The organism is Eggerthella hominis (genome assembly GCF_014287365.1).
Taxonomy (GTDB): domain Bacteria; phylum Actinomycetota; class Coriobacteriia; order Coriobacteriales; family Eggerthellaceae; genus Eggerthella; species Eggerthella guodeyinii.
The window spans coordinates 185,882-204,539 of sequence record NZ_JACOOA010000001.1 but is presented as its reverse complement, the minus strand read 5'-3'; the positions used below and the strand labels follow the sequence as shown (position 1 = coordinate 204,539).

At 71.1% G+C, this 18,658-nt stretch carries 19 protein-coding genes; 2 read left to right on the top strand and 17 right to left on the bottom strand.

What is annotated here, in order from left to right; translation table 11 throughout:
• Positions 1 to 17 precede the first annotated feature (17 nt).
• The 17 genes from H8S61_RS00950 to mtnA form a co-directional block, all read right to left on the bottom strand.
• Positions 18 to 1,046: a sensor histidine kinase gene (locus H8S61_RS00950; RefSeq protein ID WP_186937624.1), complete on the bottom strand. Its 1,029-nt coding sequence runs from the start codon at positions 1,044 to 1,046 to the stop codon at positions 18 to 20.
• 37 nt (positions 1,047 to 1,083) lie between these two features.
• Positions 1,084 to 1,752, bottom strand: a complete 669-nt coding sequence (locus H8S61_RS17655) for a response regulator transcription factor (RefSeq protein WP_160941695.1) — start codon at positions 1,750 to 1,752, stop codon at positions 1,084 to 1,086.
• A 120-nt stretch (positions 1,753 to 1,872) separates the two neighbouring features.
• Positions 1,873 to 2,349, bottom strand: a complete 477-nt coding sequence (locus H8S61_RS00940; RefSeq protein ID WP_160941696.1) for a hypothetical protein — start codon at positions 2,347 to 2,349, stop codon at positions 1,873 to 1,875.
• Between the two features lie 147 nt (positions 2,350 to 2,496).
• Entirely contained in the window at positions 2,497 to 2,991 is a 495-nt protein-coding gene (locus tag H8S61_RS00935) for a hypothetical protein (protein WP_160941697.1), read from the bottom strand.
• A gap of 310 nt (positions 2,992 to 3,301) precedes the next feature.
• A complete protein-coding gene (locus H8S61_RS00930) occupies positions 3,302 to 4,273 on the bottom strand; it encodes a tyrosine recombinase XerC (RefSeq protein WP_160941698.1) in 972 nt (323 codons plus the stop codon).
• Positions 4,270 to 5,667: a methylenetetrahydrofolate--tRNA-(uracil(54)-C(5))-methyltransferase (FADH(2)-oxidizing) TrmFO gene (trmFO, locus tag H8S61_RS00925; protein WP_186937623.1), complete on the bottom strand. Its 1,398-nt coding sequence runs from the start codon at positions 5,665 to 5,667 to the stop codon at positions 4,270 to 4,272. Before trmFO ends, H8S61_RS00930 begins: the two co-directional genes overlap by 4 nt.
• Positions 5,668 to 5,732: 65 nt before the next feature.
• A complete protein-coding gene (locus H8S61_RS00920) occupies positions 5,733 to 6,026 on the bottom strand; it encodes a DUF2442 domain-containing protein (protein WP_186937622.1) in 294 nt (97 codons plus the stop codon).
• A gap of 14 nt (positions 6,027 to 6,040) precedes the next feature.
• On the bottom strand, positions 6,041 to 6,307 hold the full coding sequence (locus H8S61_RS00915; protein WP_186937621.1) for a DUF4160 domain-containing protein: 267 nt from the start codon (positions 6,305 to 6,307) through the stop codon (positions 6,041 to 6,043).
• A 16-nt stretch (positions 6,308 to 6,323) separates the two neighbouring features.
• The gene (gene dprA / locus H8S61_RS00910) at positions 6,324 to 7,238 is read right to left on the bottom strand and encodes a DNA-processing protein DprA (protein WP_186937620.1); all 915 of its coding nucleotides are present in this window, start codon (positions 7,236 to 7,238) and stop codon (positions 6,324 to 6,326) included.
• Positions 7,235 to 8,734, bottom strand: coding sequence for a YifB family Mg chelatase-like AAA ATPase (locus H8S61_RS00905; protein WP_186937619.1), 1,500 nt, complete (start codon positions 8,732 to 8,734; stop codon positions 7,235 to 7,237). Before H8S61_RS00905 ends, dprA begins: the two co-directional genes overlap by 4 nt.
• Positions 8,734 to 9,279, bottom strand: a complete 546-nt coding sequence (locus H8S61_RS00900; RefSeq protein ID WP_255466398.1) for a YraN family protein — start codon at positions 9,277 to 9,279, stop codon at positions 8,734 to 8,736. Before H8S61_RS00900 ends, H8S61_RS00905 begins: the two co-directional genes overlap by 1 nt.
• Positions 9,280 to 9,585: 306 nt before the next feature.
• Positions 9,586 to 10,374, bottom strand: coding sequence for a ribonuclease HII (gene rnhB / locus H8S61_RS00895; protein ID WP_186937618.1), 789 nt, complete (start codon positions 10,372 to 10,374; stop codon positions 9,586 to 9,588).
• 139 nt (positions 10,375 to 10,513) lie between these two features.
• Positions 10,514 to 10,861 carry a 50S ribosomal protein L19 gene (gene rplS, locus H8S61_RS00890; RefSeq protein WP_154333945.1) on the bottom strand — a complete coding sequence of 116 codons (348 nt, stop codon included), beginning with the start codon at positions 10,859 to 10,861 and terminating at the stop codon, positions 10,514 to 10,516.
• A gap of 163 nt (positions 10,862 to 11,024) precedes the next feature.
• Positions 11,025 to 11,357, bottom strand: a complete 333-nt coding sequence (locus H8S61_RS00885) for an AzlD domain-containing protein (RefSeq protein WP_160941704.1) — start codon at positions 11,355 to 11,357, stop codon at positions 11,025 to 11,027.
• A complete protein-coding gene (locus H8S61_RS00880; RefSeq protein WP_160941705.1) occupies positions 11,357 to 12,043 on the bottom strand; it encodes an AzlC family ABC transporter permease in 687 nt (228 codons plus the stop codon). The genes H8S61_RS00885 and H8S61_RS00880 overlap by 1 nt, the downstream gene beginning before the upstream one ends.
• Positions 12,044 to 12,158: 115 nt before the next feature.
• Positions 12,159 to 13,202, bottom strand: a complete 1,044-nt coding sequence (locus H8S61_RS00875; RefSeq protein WP_154333951.1) for a deoxyguanosinetriphosphate triphosphohydrolase — start codon at positions 13,200 to 13,202, stop codon at positions 12,159 to 12,161.
• A 52-nt stretch (positions 13,203 to 13,254) separates the two neighbouring features.
• A complete protein-coding gene (gene mtnA, locus H8S61_RS00870; protein WP_186937617.1) occupies positions 13,255 to 14,319 on the bottom strand; it encodes an S-methyl-5-thioribose-1-phosphate isomerase in 1,065 nt (354 codons plus the stop codon).
• Between the two features lie 484 nt (positions 14,320 to 14,803).
• On the opposite strand from mtnA, the gene H8S61_RS00865 reads away from it, so the two are divergent.
• Together H8S61_RS00865 and H8S61_RS00860 are read left to right on the top strand one after the other, a co-directional pair.
• Entirely contained in the window at positions 14,804 to 17,494 is a 2,691-nt protein-coding gene (locus H8S61_RS00865; RefSeq protein WP_186937616.1) for a cation-translocating P-type ATPase, read from the top strand.
• A 148-nt stretch (positions 17,495 to 17,642) separates the two neighbouring features.
• Positions 17,643 to 18,596, top strand: coding sequence for a MarR family winged helix-turn-helix transcriptional regulator (locus H8S61_RS00860; protein WP_244977708.1), 954 nt, complete (start codon positions 17,643 to 17,645; stop codon positions 18,594 to 18,596).
• Positions 18,597 to 18,658: the final 62 nt, after the last annotated feature.

Sequence of the window (18,658 nt, the reverse complement as noted above, 5' to 3'; positions counted from 1 at the left end):
CGAAAATGCAAGGCTCGTCATCGGTGCAGGTCGAGCCTGCGGCGGTCGTGCGGGAACGCCAGCAGCACGCGCGTGCCCGAACCCTCCTCCGAGGCCAGCGCCACGGCCAGCCCCATCTTCGCGCACAGCTCGGCCACGAGGTACAGCCCCATGCCCGTCGACGACCCGCCGCGCCGCCCGTTCTCGCCGGTGAAGGCGCGCTCGAACACGCGCGGCACGTCGCCGGCCGGCACGCCCCAGCCGTCGTCGGCCACCTCGAGCACCGTGCGCTCGTCGCTCGTGCCCGCGCCCTCCTCCCGCACGGAGAAGCGCAGCGTCGTCGCGCCGTACTTCGCCGCGTTCGCCACGAGCTGCCCGATGACGAACGCCAGCCACTTCGCGTCGGCGAACACGCGGGCGTCCTCCGGCACGTCCACCACCGGCGACACGCCGCGGTCGATCAGGTAGCGCGCGTGCTTCCTCACCGCCTCGCGCACGGCCTCGGCGAGGCCCGTCTCGCGGATGGCGTAGTCCTGCGCGAGCGAGGTGGAGCGCGCGTAGTACAGCGCCTGCTCAACGTAGCCTTCGATGCGGTCGAGCTCGCCCTTGAGCCGCGAGGCCTGCGGCCCGTGCAGGTCGGAGGCCATGAGGGTCGCGGCGGCGATGGGCGTCTTGATCTCGTGGATCCACAGCTCGATGTAGTCGCGGTAGGCCTCGGCCTGCTGCTTGTGCGCGGCCACGTCGTCGGCGGCGGCCTTCCCCGCCGCCTGCAGGGCCTCGTAGGCCAGCCGCCCTTCGAGGAAGTCGGGCGGCTCGATGAGCGACGTGGCGTAGTAGGTGCGGTCGAGGTCGCCCACCACCTGCTCGAGGTCGCGGTAGAACGCGCGGCGCCGCACGAAGCCCACGGCGAGCGCGAGCGCGGCGCACGCCAGCACGATGCACGCCGCCAGCACCGACGCGTCGGCGCCGGCGCCCAGCACGGCCACCATGCAGCCCAGCGCGAGCGCGCATGCGACGGCGATGGCGATGGAGGCCGCGCGGTCCTTGAGGTAGGCGGACAGGGTCATCGAGCACGGCCCTCCCGCAGGCGTTGCGCCGCGCGCATCACACCACGTATCCCTGCCCGCGGCGCGTGATGAGGAAGTCGTCCGGCACGCCGATGCTGCCCAGGCTCTTGCGCAGGCGGTTGATGTTCACGGTCAGCGTGTTGTCGTCGATGAACGCGTCGGACTGCCACAGCTCGACCATGAGCTCCTGGCGCGAGATGATGGCGTCGTGGTTCGCCATGAGCATGTGGAGGATCTTGAGCTCGTTGCGCGTGAGGTCGACGGTACGCCCGTCGTGCTCCACCCGCCCGCGCGCCACGTCGAGCACCACGCCGCGATGCGCGATGCGCGCCGGCGGCTCCGCGCTCTGCGAGCGGCGCAGCACCGATTGGATGCGCGCGAGCAGCACGGCGGGGTTGTAGGGCTTGGTGACGTAGTCGTCCGCGCCCAGGTTCATGCTCATGACCTCGTCGAACTCGCTGTCGGACGAGGTGAGCATGATGATGGGGACCTGGCTCGCGCGCCGCAGGTCGCGGCAGACGGTGTGGCCGCCCGTGCCGGGCAGCTTGAGGTCGAGGATCACGCAGTCGGGCGCCTCGGCCAGGACGTCGTCGGCCACCCGATCGAACGCGGTGCTGGTCAGCGGCGTATGGCCTTGCAGTTCCAGCAGGCGCATGAGCTCGTCGCGCAGCGATGCGTCGTCCTCCACGACGAAGATACGTGCCACGGGGCCCTCCTCACGGCCGTCCGTCCCCGGACGGCTCCCTCGACTTCGATACCGTCTTCATGGTACGGCAGCGGGACGTTTCCGGCAGCGAGGCGTAACCGTTTCGTTGCCGCCCCGAACCTAACCCTTATGATGTTTGGAGTACGTGCTCGGCATCGCCGGGCAGGCGGCCTTGCTGCTTTTGAAGTAGCGCAGCACGAAGCTGACGCCCGCCACCGCCAACGCGGCGCCGAGACCCGTGTAGAAGAACGCGATGAACCACTCGGGGGCGATGCCCGACGCGCGCAGCGCGATGCCGCCGCCCATCATGACGGCCATCATGATGTAGCCCTTCTTGTCGAAGAACTTGAACACGTGGGTCTTGTCCTCCTCGTACCCCCTGATGCGGCTCGCGTGCTTGCCCACCATCTTCGTGAACACGAAGATGTGGAACAGCACGAAAATGACGAGGGTCCCGATGATCAGAACCCACAACAGCCACCCGGTCTCGTCCAGGAAGGCCGTCAGACCGATGTTCACGATGTTCGCCCCGGCGACGAACCACACGATGCCGGCGACGAGCAGAAGCTTGTCGGTCGAAACCTTCAGCAGCTGCATGCCATGCTCCTTCGATGCGCCCGGTACTCGAATGCCCGCGTCGCGGCGGCCGCGCGCGGGCATCTGATCATTATAGGCCGGAAGCCCGCCGTGACAAGGCGCGGGCCGGCGTTCTCCACAGGGAGGCGCCGGCCCGCGCCGGGTTCGCTACAGGACGTCCTGGGGAACGCGCGCGTCGTCGGCGTTCGTGCCCGCGCCCGCCACGTCGAGGATCTCGATGGTCGTGGGCGTAAAGCCGGAGCCCGTGCCCGTGCCGCGCATGACGATAACGTCGTCGGCGGAGAGGGTGCGTCCCTCGATCGCCGCGCCCGACTCGTCGACGATGGACACGCTGTCCGCGTCGAACGTGATCTCGTCCTGGCCCGCGTTGAACGCCTGGGAGCCGCTGGCGTCGTTGGCGTTGGCGAGGGTGCCCACCACGACGGTCACCTCGTTGCCGTTCAATGCCATGACCTGGCCGTACTGGACGTTCTCGCCGATGGAGCCCTCGGCTTCGTTACGCGATTGCTCGTCGGCGTTCAGCTCTTGCTGAGCCTGCGGGTTGTCCTCGGCCGCGTTGGTGGTGCAGCCGCTCAAGAACGGGATGAAAGCGAGCACGACGGCCATCGCGCCGGCGAACGCCCGCATCTTCTTCTTGCTCATGAAGCCTCCTTATGGGTCGGTGCGCGACGCGCACGTCGTGAGCGTTTACTTCGAACGCCCCCGATTGTGGAGGATCGAGCGGGCGGGAATCGCGGCGCGCGCCAACCGTCAGGCAGCGGTCACGCATCCGCAACCAGGTGGGAACCGGAACGCATGCCCGCGAGGGGCCTGCGTTCTCCCGCTACCCGCGGGGTGCCGTCGAGAGCAGGAGCGTCCTTTGCCGCGCCCGTCGCGAATCGGCACGGCACGCGCGCAATCGCCCGCAAGCCCTGCCCCGCGCCATGGGAGGGCGCAAGCCCTTCGCGCCCCACTACCCGCGGGGGTGGGTGCGGGCGTGCACCTGCTTGAGGCGGCCCGGGGAGAGATGGGTGTAGATCTGCGTGGTGGACAGGCTGGCGTGGCCGAGCATCTCCTGGACGCTGCGCAGGTCGGCGCCGCCGTCCAGCAGGTCGGTGGCGAAGGTGTGGCGCATGTCGTGCGGCGAGAGCGTCTCGTCGAGGCCCGCCTGGCGCAGCGCCTCCTTGAACATCTTGCGGATGGCGTCGGTGCCCATGCGGTTGCCGCGCGTGGACACGAAGAAGTAGTCGCACGTGCGGTCGCGCAGGATGAGCGGTCGGGCCCACGTGGCGTAGGCGCGCATGGACGACACGGCCATGTCGTGCAGCGGCACGATGCGCTCCTTCGACCCCTTGCCGAACACCTTCACCTGCCCGCTGCCGAAATCCACGTTGGCGGCCAGCAGGCCCGACGCCTCGGACACGCGGGCGCCGCACGCGTACAGGAACTCGAGCAGGGCCTGGTTGCGCGCATCGACCGACGACTGCTCGCGCTCGCGCCCGGCGATGTCGCGCTTGCCGTACACCGTCAGCAGCTTCACCATGTCCGACGCGCGGATGACGTGCGGCAGGCTCTTCGGCTGCTTGGGCCCTTGCAGGATGCCCGCGGGGTCCTCGTCGGTGATGCCGGTGACGTTGAGCCAGCGGAAGAAGCTGCGCAGCGCCGACAGGCGGCGGTTCACCGTGGTGCGCGAGTACTGCGCGCGGTCGAGCTCTCCCAGGTAGCGGCGCAGCTGGCGGTGCGTGGCCGCGAGGAGGTCGATGCGCTCGCGGAAGGCCCAGCGCGCGAAGTCCATGAGGTCGATGCGGTAGGCGCGCAGCGTGTGCACCGAGGCGTTGCGTTCCACGCGCATGGCGTGGCAGAACGCGTCGATCAGCTCGACCATGCGCGGATCGCAGTCGAGGGGGTCGACGCGCAAGGACGACGAGCCGTCGCCTACGGTCATGAGGCCGCCTCCGGCTGGCCGTCCGCGTCGGGCGCGAGGCCGCGCGCGGCCAGCGCCTCGCGGTACGCCGCGAGCGCTTCGGCACCGCGCGCGGCGTAGGCGGCGTAGCGGTCGCGCTTGTTGCGGATGCGCTGCTCGAACGGGGGCAGGATGCCGAAGTTCACGTGCATGGGCTGGTAGTCGGCCGTGGCCGGATCGGTGGCGTAGGCCATGAGCGCGCCGAACGCCGTCTCGCGCGGCAGCGCGGGCGCCTGCGCGCCGGCGAGCTCCGCGGCCACGGCGATGGCGGCATGGAGCCCCGAGCGGATGGCCTCGCAGTACCCCTCGGTGCCGGCGATCTGGCCCGCGAGGTGCACCGGCACGCCGAGCCGCTCGGCTTCGGGCGTGCGCAGGCGCAGGTTCGCGTCCAGCAGGCGCGGCGCGTCGACGAACGTGTTGCGGTGCATCACGCCGTAGCGCGCGAACTCGGCGCGCTCGAGCCCCGGGATGAGGCGGAACACGCGGCGCTGCTCGGGGAACGTGAGGTTCGTCTGGAACCCGACGAGGTTGTAGCTGGAGCCGTGGGCGTCCTCGGCGCGCAGCTGCAGCGCGGCCCAGGGCCGGCGGCCCGTGCGCGGGTCGGTGAGCCCCACCGGCTTGAGCGTGCCGAAGCGCGGCGCGTCGTGGCCCTTGCGGGCGATCTCCTCGATGGGCTGGCAGGCCTGGAACAGGTCGCGGGTCTCGAAGTCGCGGCGGATGACGCGCTCGGCGCTCACCAGCTCGTCGATGAAGGCGTCGTACTCCTCGCGCGAGAACGGCGCGTTGAGGTAGTCGCCAATGTCGGCGCCGGCCTCCTCGTAGCGGCTCTGGCGGAACAGCTTGCCGTAGTCGAGCGAGTCGGCCATGACGATGGGCGCCGCGGCGTCGTAGAACGCCAGCGACTCCTCGCCCGCGAAACGGGCGAGCGACGCGGCCAGCGCGTCGGACGTGAGCGGGCCCGAGGCCACCACGAGCGCGTCGGCGCCTTCGGCGGCCTGCGCGAGGTCGACGGCCTCCTCGTGCACGAGTTGGATGAGCGGATGGGCCTCCACGAGCGCGGTCACCGCGGCGGCGAACGCCGCGCGGTCGACGGCCAGCGCGCCGCCTGCGGGCACGGCATGGGCCTTCGCCTGGGCGTACAGCCGCGATCCCAGCTCGGCGAGCTCGCGCTTGAGCATGCCGGCGGCGCTGTCGGGCTTCTCGCTTTTGAGGGAGTTCGAGCACACGAGTTCGGCGCAGCATCCCGTGACGTGCACGGGCGTGGGCACCGCCGGGCGCATTTCGACCAGGCGCACCCGCACGCCGCGGTCGGCGAGCTGCAACGCCGCCTCGCTCCCCGCGAGGCCGGCACCCAGTATGGTTACGGAATGAGACATGCCGTCAAGGATAGCAAACCCCGGCCCCATTGCGTCCGGAAACCCCCGAAAACTACGCGCGTTTCTTATTGGACGCGCTCGCTGAGCTCGTAGAGGTCTTCCGGACCGATATCCTGCCCTTCGGGCCATCCAATGGCCATACCACCGTCGATAACGCGAACGTGCTGAAAATACTCAGCGTCGCCAAGCCGACTGAAGAACTCCCCTTTGAACCAGGGAGAGGCGTCGAAGCGCTTCAGCTCTCCCGTTTCGTATTCCAAGAGCAAGTGATGCGAGCCTTCGGCGGAAACCGCCACAACATGCGGCTCACACGGCTTCGGCCCGACAACCAGGCAATCCTCAAGCAGCTCTCTTCGCATACAGCCCCCTCGCCTCAGCGCAACGGTTCGATCTTGAACGCCTCCCGACCTTCTCCCAGCAAAGCCCAATCAGCTTCGAGCTCTTCGCGATGCAGCACGATCCACGCGCGAACAAGCGTGAGCTTCTTGAGCGGCAGCTTTCCGGATAGAAGCCGGCCGTCGAATCCTACCGAAGCACGGAACCCCGAATACTCCGCATGGATATGCCCCAGATGATGCCGCTCGCTCGCTTCATTATACATCACGATAACGATGCCGTAGAACATGGACAACGTCGTCATTGCCCCACCTCCTTCCTCACCGCGCCGCCGGGCCCCAGCGGCCGTCGGGGTGGCGGGCTATGGTGCCGGCGAGCTCGGCTTCCACGAGGCGCTCCATGAGCCACGAGCGCGCGTCGGCCCCGCCGCACGACGCGGCCGCGATCGCGTAGAGCCGCTCCATGCCGAGCGGCTCGGCGCGCAGGGCGTCCACCACCGGGTTCGAAGGCGCGCCCTCGGCCCCGCGCGCACGCCCGCCGCCGTTCGCCTCCTCCTGCTTCAGGCAGCCGAACAGCGAGAACAGCGCGTCCTCGAACGTCTCGTCGTCCACGACGGGCGTCGCCCCCTGGTACAGCAGGCGGTTCGCGCCGCGCGATGAGGCGGCCGTGATGGCGCCGGGAACCACGAGCACGTCGCGGTTCGCCGCGAGCGCCTCGTCGGCCGTGGAGAAGGTGCCCGAGGGCAGCCCCGCCTCCACGATGAGCGTCGCGCGCGCGAGCCCCGCGATGAGGCGGTTGCGCAGGCGGAAGCGGTAGGGCTTGGGGTCCTCGTCCCACGCGTGCTCGGACGCCACCGCCCCGCCCCCGTCCACGATGCGCTGGAACAGCCCCGCGTGCTCGGCGGGGTACAGCCGGTCGCACCCGCCGCCCAAAAACGCCACCGTGCGCCCGCCGGCGTCGAGCGCGGCCGCGTGCGCCGCCGCGTCGCAGCCCCGCGCGCCGCCCGACACCACCGCGACGCCCCGTCGCGCGGCCAAGGCCGCGAAGCGCTGCGCGCACCCCCGCCCGTACGGCGTCGCCTTGCGCGCGCCCACGATGGCGATGCCCTCCTCGAGCGCGGCGGGGTCGCCCACCACGTAGAGCCGCTCGGGCGGCTGCGCCACGCGCGCGAGCGCCGGCGGGTACCCCGCGCCCCCGCGCTCGAGCACCGTCCGCTCGCCCGCGAGCGCGCTCACGACTCCCCCTCCCGCAGCCGGAACCCGATGGCCTCGCACAGGTGGCCGCGCTCCACGCGCGCGCATTCCTCCATGTCGGCGATCGTGCGCGCCAGCGCGAGCGTGCGCATGATGGCGCGCCCGCTCAGGCGGCTCGCGCGCGCGGCGCCCTCGAGGAACCCCTCGTCCTGCGCCGTGAGCGCGCACGCCCGCACGAGCGCCTCGGACGTGCGGGAGCCCTCCTCCTCGCCCGAGCGCGCCCGCCGCCACGAGGCGTACTCCCGCGCGCGCAGCACGTCGCGGCGCAGCTCCTCCGAGCTCGTGCCGTGCCCGGTGGCCAGCACCTCGCCGGGCGGGATGCGGCGCACGGCGATGTGCACGTCGATGCGGTCCATGATGGGGCCGCCGATGCGGTTGCGGTACAGCTGCATCTGGCGATGCGTGCACGTGCAGGGCTCCTCCTCGTCGCCGTAGTAGCCGCACGGGCACGGGTTGGTGGCCGCCACCAGCATGAACCGCGCCGGGAAGTCGACGTTGCCGTCGGCCCGCGTGATGGTGACCCGCCCCGACTCGAGCGGCTGGCGGATGCCCTGCAGCACCGAGGGGCTGAACTCGGCAAGCTCGTCCAGGAACAGCACGCCGTTGTTCGCGAGCGAGATCTCGCCGGGGCGCAGCGGCGTGCCGCCCCCGACGAGGCCCGCCAGGCTCGCCGAATGATGGGGCTTGCGAAACGGCCTCACGCCGCCGAGGATGGGCTCCGCCTCCTCGCCGGCCACCGAGTGCACGACCGCCGTCTCGATGGCCTCGGCCTCGGCGAGCGGCGGCAGGATGGACGGCAGCCTCGACGCGAGCATCGTCTTGCCCGAGCCGGGCGGCCCCGTCATGAGCACCCCGTGGCCGCCCGCCGCCGCGATCTGCAGCGCGCGCTTCGCCATGTCGTGCCCGGCGATGTCGCGGAAGTCCAACGCCGGGGCGACGCCGGGGGACGCGTCGGCGGAGGCCTCCGGGAACGGCCCCGACCGGAACCCCGCAAGCGACTTCGCCGCGCGGCGCACGAGGCCCTCAAGCTTGACGAACCCCCGCTCCACGGGGGCGCACACGAGGTCGACCCCCAGCCGGCGCGCGCACAGCGCGTAGGCGAGCAGGCCCGCCACCGGGCGCACGGCGCCCTCCAGCGACAGCTCGCCCACGAACAGCTGGCCGCGCACCGCGTGCGGGTCGAGCTGCCCCGAGGCGCACAGGATGCCCGCCGCGATGGGCAGGTCGTAGCCCGACCCCGTCTTGCGCAGCGCACCGGGCGCGAGGTTCACCACCACCTTGCTGGCCGGCATGGTGAAGCCGCACGAGCGCAGCGCGGCCTTCACGCGCTCGCGCGACTCCTGCACCGACGCGTCGGCCATGCCCACGATGGAGAACCCCGGTATTCCGTTCGCCACGACCACCTCCACGTCCACGGGGACGGCGTCGACCCCGCGCAGCGTCGCCGCCTGCACGACGCACTGGCCCTGCACGTTCATTACGCACCGAACGCGTTGATGTGATGGCGGATCATCGCGCGGTCGGGCGCGATCGTCACGATGGACACGATGTCGAAGCGCACCGGCACGTCCACCACGTCGTAGTCCTGCAGGAACAGCGCGGCGATGCGCTCGTAGCGGTCGCGCTTGGCCTCGTCCACCGCCTCGGCCGGCAGGCCGCGCTCGCAGTTCGACCGGGTCTTCACCTCGACGAATACCACCGTCTCCTCGTCGCGCGCGATGATGTCGGCTTCGCCGGCCGCGCACGTCCAGTTGCGCTCGACGATCTCGTAGCCGCGCCGGTCGAGGAAGCGCGCGGCGGCGTCCTCGCCCCGACGGCCCAGCTCGGCGTTGTGCTCCCCCGCCGTCTTCTCGCGCGCTCGCCGCTTCGCGCCCTCCTTCGACCGCCGCTTCGCGCCGGAGCCCACCCCGCGGCGCTCGTCCGCACCGGCCCGTTCGCTCCGCGCCGCCCCGCCGCCGCGCTTCGGCTCCTCGCCCGCGCAGGCCTCCTGCTCCATCGTCGCCGCCGCCGTTTCCCGATCCATGGCACCACGCCCCTTTCGTCTCTGGTTCCATGATAAGGACGCCGTCTTACGCGGCGATGGCGCGTTTCCAGCGGAACGCGCCGCGGAATCCTTCCGAAAAGCCACGCGGCTCCCACGCGAAACGCACGCGGCGCGCCACCGTTTCCAACGCCGTTCGAACGCGCAGCCCGCGCCGTTCTCGCGCGCATCCGACGCCGCGCCGTACCCGCAGATGAAAAAGCCGCCCGGCGCCGCCCGAAGGCGCGCCGAGCGGCGTGGAGAGACGATGGGAGGGCGCGGTGGAAACGCGCCGTGCGCGCAGAAGCGCTAGAACAGCGCAGGCTGCGTGAAGGCGGTGCAGAACGACGCGCGGTGGATGGGCGTCAGCCCGTAGCGCTTGATGGCCTCGATGTGGGCGGCGCTCGCGTACCCTTTGCAGGCGTCGAAGCCGTATTCGGGGTACTCCTCGGCGTAGCGGCACATGAGCGCGTCGCGCTCCACCTTCGCCACGATGGAGGCCGCGGCGATGGAGGCGCACTTCCCGTCGCCCTTCACCACGTTCACTTCGCGCTCGTCGAGGCGCATCGGGTTGCCGTCGAGCAGCACCACGTCGGGGCGCACGCCGGCCTCCTCGATGTGCCTGACCGCGCGCCGGAACGCCAGCACGAGCGACGCCGTCATGCCGCAGGCGTCGATGTCGGCCGGCTCCACGTACTCGACCGTCCAGGCCACGGCCACGGCCTTCACCTGCACGGCGATGCGCTCGCGCGCCTCGGGCTTCACCTGCTTGGAGTCGTTGAGCCCCTCGATGAACGGCTCGGCAGGCAGCACCACCGCGCCCACCGCCAAGGGCCCGGCCAACGGGCCGCGCCCCACCTCGTCGAGGCCCACGATCACGCCGTCGCCGCGCCCTTCGGCCAGCGCGCGCTCGAACGCGTACAGGGAGGCCAGGCGCTGCCGCTCGGCCGCGTCGGCCGCCAGGCGCTGCCGCGCGCGCTCGACGGCGTCGCGCACGCCCTTGCGCGTGTCGGCCACGAGCGAGCGCTCGAGCACCGCGAACTCGCGCTCGTCGGCCTCGTGCAGGCGTTGCTTGATATCGGCGACGGTCAGTCCCATAAATCCCCTTCGACATGCTCGTCTTCGAGCGCCTATGATACCAGAAGGCCGCGCGCGCCCGGGCGCGCCGCGACGAAAAGAACCCCTCGCCATCCGAGGACAACGAGGGGTTCTTGCAGATCCGAATCGGATTGCAGGCCTAGCGGTAGGCCTTCTCCTTGATCTTCGCGGCCTTGCCCACCTTCTTGCGGAGGTAGTACAGCTTGGCGCGGCGCACGTCGCCCTGGCGCATGACCTCGATACGGTCGATCTTCGGGGAGTGCACGGGGAAGGTGCGCTCCACGCCGATGGAGAAGCTGATCTTGCGAACGGTGAACGTCTCACGGTTCGAGGCGCCCTGACGACGGATGACGTCGCCCTGGAACACCTGGATACGCTCGCGGTTGCCCTCGGTGATGCGGTAGTGAACCTTCACGTTGTCACCGACGTTGAACTCGGGGACGTCCTGCTTGATCTGCTGCTGCTCAATGGCGCGAATGATATCCATGACCCGTTCCTTCTTATATGTTCAATGAAACCTAATTGCATGTCGTCTAGTAAAGACACGATTGGATAGTATACCGTCAACGGAATGGTACTGCAAGGAAAAACCTGGGTACTTCCGCAAAAACTTGGGCCCTTCACGCATACTACGGAATCCCGGGCCCGTTTTACACCAGCGTGAGCAGCGCGTACGCGGCCACGCCCGACACGGCGCACCACAGAAGCGACTTCGTCCTCCACGCGACGAGCGCCACCACGAGCGCCGCGGCCAGCGGCGCGGCGGCCGGCCAGAGCCCCGCGTCGAACATCCCGGGCGTCAAGAGGTCGTTCGCCACGAGCGCGGCGAAGGCGGCCGGCGGGATGAAGCCGAGCGCCTGCTCGACGCCCTGCGGCAGCTGCTTGCCCTTCAGCACGAACAGCGGCACCACGCGGCAGATCAGCATGGTGACCGCGCAGCACCCCAGCACGACGAAGTAATCGCCCCAGCCCATCGTCGCCATCAGCTGCGCTCCTTCGCCCAGGTGAACAGCAGCGCCGCCATGACGCCCACGAGCGCGCCCACGAGGATGGCGGGGCCCGCAAGCCCGATGGTCTTGCACGTGTACACGCCGACGACGGCGAACGCCGCGGCGATCACGTTGGCGGGCGTCACCTTCTGCGTGACCAGCAGGCAGATGAAGATGGACGTCATGGCGAACGACGCGATGGCCAGCGGGATGCCGATGGCGTTGCCCACGAGCACGCCCACCACGTTCGACAGCGCCCACGAGCTCTGCGACAGCAGGTTCACGAGCGTCGCGCGGCCCACCGACCAGCCGCCTTCCTCGAACTTCGCCGTGTTCACGCCGTAGCTCTCGTCGGTCACCGTGGCCGCGAACAGGAACGCGAGGCGCTTCCGCACGCGCTCGCAGCGCGGCGCGAACGACGCCGAGTACAGCATCTGGCGCGTGTTCACGAGCGACACGCTGGCGATGATGGACGCGAGCGGCGAGCCGGCCAGCCACATGTTCGGGATCATGAACTGCCCCGCGCCCGAGTAGAACACGGCGGACAGGAGGAACACCTGCAGCTCGTTCATGCCGATCGAGGCGCTCAGGATGCCGCAGGGTATGCCGATGGCGACGTAGCCCAGCATGATGGGCAGCGCCGCCGAAAACGATTGCCTGATGTGATCCCCGGTAAGCATAGTCAAACGATTATACAATCATTGTGCACGTGCGCAAGGACGGAAAAGCCGGCGCGGGCAGAACCGCGAGGGCCCGCCCGCGCCGCGCAAGGCGCCGCACCTAAAGGCGCCGTCCCTAATAATGCAGCGCGTTGGGGATGAAGAGGCGCTGGTAGAGGTTCTTCGCGTAGCGGTCGGTCATGCCGGCGATGAAGTCGGTGACGGCGCGCAGGTCGTCGCCCTCGGCGATGGCGCGGTACTCCTCGGGCACCTCGTCCGTGTGCGTCACGTAGTGGTCGAACAGGTCGTCCACGAGATGCGTCGCCTTCGCCACCTCGTCGACGACGGCGGGCGCGTTGTACACGCGCTCGAACAGGAACGCCCGCAGCTCCATCATGGCGTTCCACACCGCGTCGCTCATGCGGATGTCGTCGACCGCCGCCGACGTCTCCACCATGTCGAGCACGAGCGTCTCGATGCGCGACGAGTGGTCGGGGCCCAGCATGGCGTGCGTCGACGCCGGCAGGTCCGCCTCGCGCAGGATGCCCGCGCGGATGGCGTCGTCGATGTCGTGGTTCACGTACGCGATGCGGTCGGCCGTGCCCACGATGCGCCCCTCGAGCGTCTCGGCGCGCAGGTCGCCCGTGTGGTTGACGATGCCGTCGCGCACCTCGGGCGTGAGGTTGAGGCCCTTGCCGCCGTTCTCGATGCGCTCGACCACGCGCAGGCTCTGCTCGTTGTGGCGGTAGAGCGCCTCGGCCTCGGGAGACGCCGGATCGATGCCCTTGTGGCGCGCCAGGCAGCGCGCGAGCGCCTCCTCGCCGGTGTGGCCGAAGGGCGTGTGCCCCAAGTCGTGGCCGAGCGAGATGGCCTCGGCGAGGTCTTCGTTCAGCCCGAGCGCGCGGGCGATGGTGCGCGCGATCTGCGCCACCTCCAGCGTGTGCGTGAGGCGCGTGCGGAAGTGGTCGCCTTCGGCGGCGAGGAACACCTGCGTCTTGTGCGAAAGGCGGCGGAACGACTTCGTGTGGAGGATCTTGTCGCGGTCGCGCTGGAAGTCGGTGCGCAGGATGTCGGGCTCGGTGGAGCGGTCGCGGCCGTCGCTCTCGTCGGCGAACGCCGCGTCGTGCGCCAGCTCCACGTGCTCGCGCTGCTCTTGGTCCTCGCGATGGATGATGCGCATAAGGCCCTCCTTGTCCGTCGCCCGCTTGTCGGCGACCCGCAGGATCAGTATATCAGTACACCAGGCTTCCCGGCTCGAACGCGCCGCGCTCCGTGACGATGCGCGTGACGAGCGCGGCGGGCGTCACGTCGAACGCCGGGTTCCACACCTCGACGCCCGCGAGGGGCCGCGGCAGCACCTCGGCGGGGTCGCGCTCCTCGATGGGGATGCCCGCGCCGTCGGCGACGGACGCGTCGATCGTGGACGTGGGCGCGGCCACGTAGAACGGGACGCCGTGGTGGCGCGCGAGCACGGCCACGCCGTACGTGCCGATCTTGTTCGCGACGTCGCCGTTGGCCGCGATGCGGTCGGCGCCCACCACCACGGCGTCGACCTCGCCCCGGGCCATGAGGCTGGCGGCCATGTTGTCGCAGACGAGGGTGCAGGGAACGCCCGCGCGCGCCAGCTCCCACGCCGTGAGCCGCGCGCCCTGCCCCACCGGGCGCGTCTCGTCGGCGTACACGCGCTCGATCTTGCCCTGCGCGGCCGCCGCGTACACCACGCCGAGCGCCGTGCCGAAGAACGCCGTGGCCAGGCTGCCGGCGTTGCAGTGCGTGAGCACGCGGCTGCTCGGGCGCAGGAGCGCGGCGCCGTGGGCGCCGATGGCGCGGTTCGCGGCCTCGTCCTCGGCCTCCATGCGTTTCACCTGGTCGAACAGCGCCTCGGCGACCTCGCTGGGCGCCGCGCCCCCGTCGATCGCGCGAAGCGCCCCGTCGCGTGCGCGCTCCGCGGCCCAGCGCAGGTTGACGGCGGTCGGGCGCGCGCTCGCCACCGTCTCGGCCGCCCGCCCGAGGGCGTCCCGGTACGCGGCGCCCTCCCCCGCGCCCGCTGCGCCCGCCGCGGCCTCCTGCGCCCACAGCGCCACGGCCGCGGCCCCCGCCACGCCGATGGCGGGCGCCCCGCGCACCGCGAGCGCCTTGATCGCGTCCACCACGGCCCGCCAGTCGCGCGTCCGCGCGAACGAGAGCTCGGCGGGCAGCAGGCGCTGGTCGACGTAGGCGAGCGTCGCGCCGCCGTCGGCGTCGCGCGCGAGTTCCACGGTGCGCGGGAGGCGGTCGAGCTGGAGGTTCGCGGTCACGGGGCTTCCTTTCCTTCGGTGCGCCTATTCTACCGGAAAGCGCCCGCCTGCGGGAGCGCGCCACCGCGCGCCGCGGCTTGCATCCGCCCGATGGCGCCTGCGTCTCGCCGGCTGCGCGGCAGCGACTTCTTGTGATGAGAAATCGGCTTTTTGGCAATCTTCAACCGCCCGGAGCGCCAGCTTCGAGGTTGCGGGAAATCGCGACCTGGGGTTTTGATCGAGAATCCTTCGAAGATGCGCGTGGAACCTGCCAAAAACCCGATTTCGCAACATGATGGGCCGGGAAACCGCGCACGCCGGCGGCGAGAAAGCGAAGCCGGTCGGTCAAGGGCCGGCCTTCATCGCCGCGCGCGGCCCCTCCTGCGGGAAACGCGCCGCCCGAGCGTCCGATCGGTTACCGGCTCGTGACGATTCGCCCCGAGCGGGCCGCAAGCGCGTATCGTGGGCGCAGACAACGCTGCAGCAATCGCGCAAAGGACGTTTCATGCCGAACCCTCAAACACCCAGCAACCAGCCCGCGCCCCGACCCTGGCACGCGGAGCCCCTTCCCGAAGTCCTCATCGAGCTCGACTCGTCGCTCGAAGGGCTGAGCGACCTCGAGGCCGCGCGCCGCCTCGCCGCGCACGGCCCGAACGAGCTGAACGCGAAGCCGCCGCGCACGCTGGCGCAGATGACGCGCGAGCAGCTGACCGATCCCATGATCCTCATCCTCCTCGTGGCGGCCGTGCTGTCGGCGCTGTTGCAGGAGTGGGCGGAAGCCGGCATCATCTTCGCCATCGTGGTGGTGAACGCGGTGATCGGCATCGTGCAGGAGCGCAAGGCGCAGTCCTCGCTCGAGGCGCTGAAATCGATGAGCGCGCCCGAGGCGCGCGTCGTGCGCGACGGCGTGGAGATGGTGGTGCCCGCGCGCGACCTCGTGCCGGGCGACCTCGTGCAGCTCGGCGACGGCAGCATGGCGCCCGCCGACCTGCGCCTCGTCGAGGCGGCCGGACTGCGCATGCAGGAGGCCGCGCTCACGGGCGAGTCGGTCCCCGTCGAGAAGGACGCCTCCGCCGTCGTGCTGCCCGGCGCGCCGCTGGGCGACCGGACGAACATGGCGTTCGCCACGGCCATCGTCACGGCGGGCCGCGGCGCGGGCATCGTGGTGGCCACGGGTATGGGCACCGAGGTCGGGCACATCGCCGGCATGCTGGAAGGCGACGACGAGCTGGACACGCCCATCAAGCGCAAGCTGGCCTCGTTCGGCAAGATCCTCACCATCGTGGGCGTGGCGGCGGCGCTGGCCGTGCTGGCCATCGGCCTCGCCTACGGTCGCCCCTTCGCCCCCTTGCTGCTGCTGGCCGTGTCGCTGGCCATCTCGGTGATCCCCGAGAGCCTGCCGGCCACGGCCACCATCACCATGGCGCTGGGCGTGCAGCGCATGGCGCGCCACGAGGCGCTCGTGCGCCGCCTGCCGGCCGTCGAGACGCTGGGAGGCGCCACCGTCATCTGCACGGACAAGACGGGCACCCTCACCGAGAACCGCATGAGCGTCGTGCGCGTGGCGCTGGGCCCCGACCTCGACCGCGACGAGGCGCTCGAGCCCGCAGCCGCCCTCGAGGAGCACCCCGACCTGTTCGGGTACCTCGCGTTCACCGCCGTGCTCTGCAACGACGCCGCGTTCGCCGCCGACGACGCCGACGCGCCGGGCGCGCCCGCCTTCATCGGCGACCCCACCGAGGGCGCGCTGCTCGTGCTGGCGCGCGACAACGGCATCGACCCCCTCGCGCTGCGCGCCTCCTACCCGCGCCTGGCCGAGCGCCCCTTCGACTCCGACCGCAAGCGCATGTCCACCGTGCACGAGCGCGACGGCGAGACCGTGGTCGCCGTGAAGGGCGCGCTCGACTCCCTGCTGCCCCGCTGCGCCTTCATCATGGACGGCAGCGGCGCGCGGCCGATGACCGACGAGGACCGCGCCCGCGCGCTGGCCGTGGCCCAGCAGCTCTCCGACGAGGCGCTGCGCGTGCTCGCCTTCGCCACCCGCGCCCTGCCCGGCGTGCCGGACGAGGGCGTCGACATCGAGCGCGACCTCGTGCTCATCGGCCTCGTGGGCATGATGGACCCGCCGCGCCCCGACGTGCGCCAGGCCGTGGAAACCTGCCGCACCGCCGGCATCCGCACCGTCATGATCACGGGCGACCACGCGTCCACCGCGCGGGCCATCGGCCGCGAGCTGGACATCTACCGCCCCGGCGACCTCGTGGTCACCGGCGAGGAGCTCGACGAGATGGACGACGCGGCGCTCGACGACGCGGCCCGCACCACCTCGGTGTTCGCGCGCGTGTCGCCGCTGCACAAGCTGCGCATCGTCCGCGCGCTGCAGCACGCCGGCGAGGTGACGGCCATGACGGGCGACGGCGTGAACGACGCGCCCGCGCTCAAGGCCGCCGACATCGGCGTGGCCATGGGCATCACGGGCACCGACGTGGCGAAGGACGCCTCCGACATGATCCTCATGGACGACCGTTTCACCACCATCGTCTACGCCGTGCGCGAGGGCCGCCGCGTGTTCCGCAACATCCAGAAGGTGGTGGCCTTCCTCGTGGCCGACAACGTGGCGCAGATCGTGGTGCTGCTCACCGCCGTGCTGCTGAACTGGAACGCGCCGCTCACCGCCGTCATGATCCTGTGGGTGAACCTCGCCACCGCGTCGCTGCCCGCGCTGGCGCTGGGCGTGGAGCCCGCCAGCCGCCACATCATGGAGCATGCGCCCATGCGCGTGAACAACCTGCTGGACGGCCGGCTCGCCCGGCGCGTGATCTTCCAGGGCGTGTTCATCGCGGCGCTCGCGCTCGTCGCCTTCGTGGTGGGCCAGAACGCCGGAAGCTACGCGCTGGGCTGCACGATGGCGTTCGGCGTGCTGGGATTCTCCCAGGTGCTGCGCTCGCTCAACCAGCGCTCCACCACCGACCCCATCTGGGACCGCGAGGGCGCGCGCAACCCGCAGCTGGGGCTCGCCGTGGCGGCCAGCTTCGCGCTCATGCTGATCGTGCTGCTGGTGCCGCCCTTCGTGGACGCGTTCGGCGGCACGGTGATGAACCTGTGGCAGTGGGCGCTCGTGCTCGGGTTCGCCCTGCTGTCCGTCGTGCAGACCGAGACGGCGAAGGCCATCGGCCGCTTCCGCGCGCGGCGCTAGGCGCGCGGGTCGCGCCGCGCCGGCGGACGGGCCCGGCGCGGCGTGGAGAGTTTGCGCGGCTGCAAAGCGCGCCGGCCCCGTCCGTCCCCGGAAGGGCTACTATCGTTTCATCGCTGAAACGTTTTCCGAGGGACGGACGAGGAGGAGCATGGACGCCGCCGCAGGCATGCACGATGCGCACGACGAAGGGGATCTGAGGCTCGACTCGACGTTCTTCGTCGCCTTCGACCTCACCCACCGCGCGCTCAAGAGCGGGCTGGCCCAGGCGAGCGACCTCAACGTGACCCAGTACCGCATGCTCGTGAAGCTGCTGGCCGCGCGCCCCGACGGGGTGGCGCAGTCGAGCCTCGGCAAGCTGCTCGACCTCAAGCCCAACGTGGTGACGCAGGCGATGAACGCGCTGGTCGCCGCCGGGTTCGCCACGCGCAGCGGCGACGGCGCGGACGGGCGCGTGCGCACCGCGCGCATCACCGAGGCGGGCGTGGGCCACGTGGCCGAGGCGAACGCCTCCATCGTCGAGCGCCTGTACGCGCTGTTCCCCACCGAGGACGCGGTCTACCGCGGCATCCTCGAAGCGTCCATCGCCGCCGGCGCCAGCATCGACCCGCCGCTGTCCGGCGACGCGTCGTCGCGCTACGCCGCCTCGCGCGCGCTCGTGTCGCTCGAGCTGGTGAAGCGCGGGATGGAGGACGCCCTGCGCGCCACGTGCGGCGCGTCGCTCAACGAGTGCCGCGTGCTCCAGCGCCTCGGCGAGGTGGACGAGCCGCTGCGCATCGGCGACCTCGCCACCCAGCTGCAGATGACGGCCGTCACCGTGGCGCGCGCGGTGGACCGCCTCGTGGAGCAGGGCTGGGCGGTGCGGTTGGCCAGCCCGCGCGACCGCAAGGCCGTGTTCGCGGCCGCCACGCCCCAGGGCGAGCGGCAGCAGAGGGTCGTCGCGCGCACCGTCGACCTGCTCGCCCGCACCCAGCTGTGGAGCCGCCTGGACGGCGAGCAGCGCCGCGCGCTCGCGCGCACCTGGCGCGTCGTCATCGCCGACGTCCAAGCCCGCAAGGAGGCCGACCGCAAAGCCGCCCTCGGCCAGCTGCACCCCATAGAGTAAGGAAGCGGGCCCGGCACGGCACGGCCCGCGGCGCGGGGAGAGGCACGCGGCTCGGCAGGCCC